This window comes from Pseudomonas sp. G5001, from assembly GCF_013385475.1.
Taxonomy (GTDB): domain Bacteria; phylum Pseudomonadota; class Gammaproteobacteria; order Pseudomonadales; family Pseudomonadaceae; genus Aquipseudomonas.
In genome coordinates this window covers 1-2597 of sequence record NZ_JACAPZ010000044.1, presented here as the reverse complement: position 1 = coordinate 2597, position 2597 = coordinate 1, and the positions used below count along the sequence as shown (strand labels likewise).

Genomic DNA, 2597 nt, shown 5'->3' with positions numbered 1-2597 from the left:
CTGTAAGAGCGAAACCATAAGCGGCCGTTACCGCAGCAACGGATATATACCCAAACCCAACCAACACCCAACCACTACTCCGCACTACGCTGCGTATGACTCGATACAAACTGCCGAAACCGCTCAGTCGGCAACCCCTCAAACAACTCCGCCGGGGTGCCCTGGGCATCAATCAACCCATTGGCCATAAACACCACCCGATTGGACACATGCCGCGCAAACCCCATCTCATGGGTCACCACCAACATGGTCCGCCCTTCCTCGGCCAGCGACCGCATCACCCGCAACACCTCCCCCACCAACTCCGGGTCCAGCGCCGACGTCGGCTCGTCAAACAACATTACTTGCGGGTTCATCGCCAACGCCCGGGCAATCGCCACCCGCTGCTGCTGCCCACCCGACAAATGCGCCGGGTAATAATCACGGCGATCATAAAGCCCCACCTTGTGCAGCAGTTGCTCAGCTTCCTCCACACACTCGGCCTTCGAACGCTTGAGCACCCGCATCGGCCCCTCGATGACATTTTGCAAAACCGTCATATGCGACCACAGGTTAAAACTCTGGAACACCATGCCCAGCTTGCTGCGCATGGTCTCCACCTGCCGCGTGCTGCCAGGCAACAACCGACCGTTGCGCTGGCGCTTGAGCTCGATGGTTTCGCCGTCGAGCACAATACTGCCCTCGTCCGGGGTTTCCAGCAGGTTGATACAACGCAGGAAAGTGCTCTTGCCCGAACCGCTGGCACCGAGGATGGAAATCACGTCACCTTTGTGAGCCTCCAGCGAGATCCCCTTGAGAACCTGTGCCGAACCGAAAGCCTTGTGAATGTTGTTAACCGTAAGGGCGCTCTGAATCTGAGTACTCATGACAAGCTCCGCTGCAATCAGGAATGAGAAATAGGTTCGGGGGTTTGCTTGACCGGCACGTCTTTCGGCCGCTCACGCAGGTGGGGCGACAGACGATGTTCAATCCAGGCCACCACACGCACCACCAGGAAATTCAGGATCAGGTAGATCAACGCCGCACAAATGAACACTTCCATGGTGCGGTAGGTACGCTGGATGATTTGTTGCGCCACGCCGGTGACGTCCCACACGGTGACCAGGCTGGCCAGCGCGGTGGACTTGACCAGCAAGATGGCCTCGGTGGAATAGGCCGGAAGCGCCTGGCGCAAGGTGACGGGGCCGATCACTCGCCACAGCAGGGTCCAACGCCCCATGCCTACCGCCTGCCCCGCTTCGATCTGCCCTTGAGGCACGCTCAGCAGGCCACCGCGAATGATTTCAGCGGTGTAACCGGCGGTGCACAGCGCCAGGGAGACCACGGCGCAGCCATAAGGCGACCTCAACACCACCCACAGGAAGCTGTCGCGAATCGCCGGGAACTGCCCCAGGCCGTAATAGATCAGGAACATCTGGATCATCAGCGGCGTGCCGCGAAACAGCATGATGTAGAAACGCGCCGGGTAGCTGAGGAATGGCCAGCGGCTGACGCGCATGGACACCACGCCCAGCGACAGCAGCAACCCCAGGGTCAGGGACGAAAAAAACAAGGCCAGGGTGATGGGCAAGGCACCCAGCAACTTGAGCATGGTGTCGGCAAGAAAGGCGAAATCGATCATGGCAAACGGTCCCTTCTCACGACTGTGCAGGATTGCGCCGCTGCGTACGCTGTACGCGCGCTTCGGCAATATTGAAAAGACGGCCCGAAAGCCCGGTCAGAATCAGGTAGCACACGCCGCCGACGATGTAGAACGTGAAGTACTGGCGCGTGGAACCCGCCGCCACCTGGCTGGCGCGCATCAGTTCCACCAGGCCAATCACCGAAATCAGCGCGGAGTCTTTCAGGCTCATTTGCCAGACGTTGCCCAGGCCCGGCAGCGCGTACCGCCAGATCTGCGGGATCAGCACCCGGCGAATCCGCGTTGCGCGGTTCATGCCGATCGCCAGTGCTGCCTCAAGCTCACCCTTGGCCACCGCGATAAAGGCACCGCGATAGACCTCAGCCTGATACGACGCCGAGATCAATCCGACGGCGATGGCCCCCACCATGAACGGCGGGACATCGACATAGCCTTCACCGCCAAACCAGTGATTGACGGCCGTCACCACACTGGCACCGCCGAAATAGAACAGGTAGATCACCAACAGCTCCGGAATCCCCCGGAACAGGATGGAATAGGCATCCCCCAGGTATCGCAAGGCACGCTTTTTGGAAAGCTTGGCCATGGCCACCAGGCTGCCGACCAGCGCACCGACCACCAGCGCCGCAAGGGTCAACAACACGGTCATGAGGGCGGCCTTGAGCAAGGCCATCCCCCAACCCGTGTCGCCAAAACTGAGCATCTGCATGAGACTCATCAAGTCACTCCTACCGAAAACACATAAAGCACCGGAACCTTGAAATCCGTCTCAACCTGCCCGACGTCCATGAAGCAAAGGGTGCAACTGCCTGCCTGGTTTACTTGACCATCGGCAGGTTCAAACCCTGCTCCTTGGCGCAATCAATCGCGATCTGGTAGCCCGCATCCGCATGACGCATCACACCGGTCGCCGGGTCGTTGTGCAGCACGCGAGCGATACGCTCGGCGGCTTCGT

General features: G+C 59.9%; 4 protein-coding genes. All 4 read right to left on the bottom strand.

What is annotated here, in order from left to right; translation table 11 throughout:
* Positions 1-74: 74 nt before the first annotated feature.
* A complete protein-coding gene (locus HX805_RS28640; RefSeq protein WP_003220035.1) occupies positions 75-866 on the bottom strand; it encodes an ABC transporter ATP-binding protein in 792 nt (263 codons plus the stop codon).
* Between the two features lie 17 nt (positions 867-883).
* On the bottom strand, positions 884-1621 hold the full coding sequence (locus HX805_RS28635; RefSeq protein WP_003220033.1) for an ABC transporter permease: 738 nt from the start codon (positions 1619-1621) through the stop codon (positions 884-886).
* Positions 1622-1637: 16 nt separating this feature from the next.
* Positions 1638-2360, bottom strand: a complete 723-nt coding sequence (locus HX805_RS28630; protein WP_003220032.1) for an ABC transporter permease — start codon at positions 2358-2360, stop codon at positions 1638-1640.
* 100 nt (positions 2361-2460) lie between these two features.
* On the bottom strand, positions 2461-2597 hold a 137-nt coding region (locus HX805_RS28625; protein WP_177010130.1), incomplete at its 5' end, for a hypothetical protein.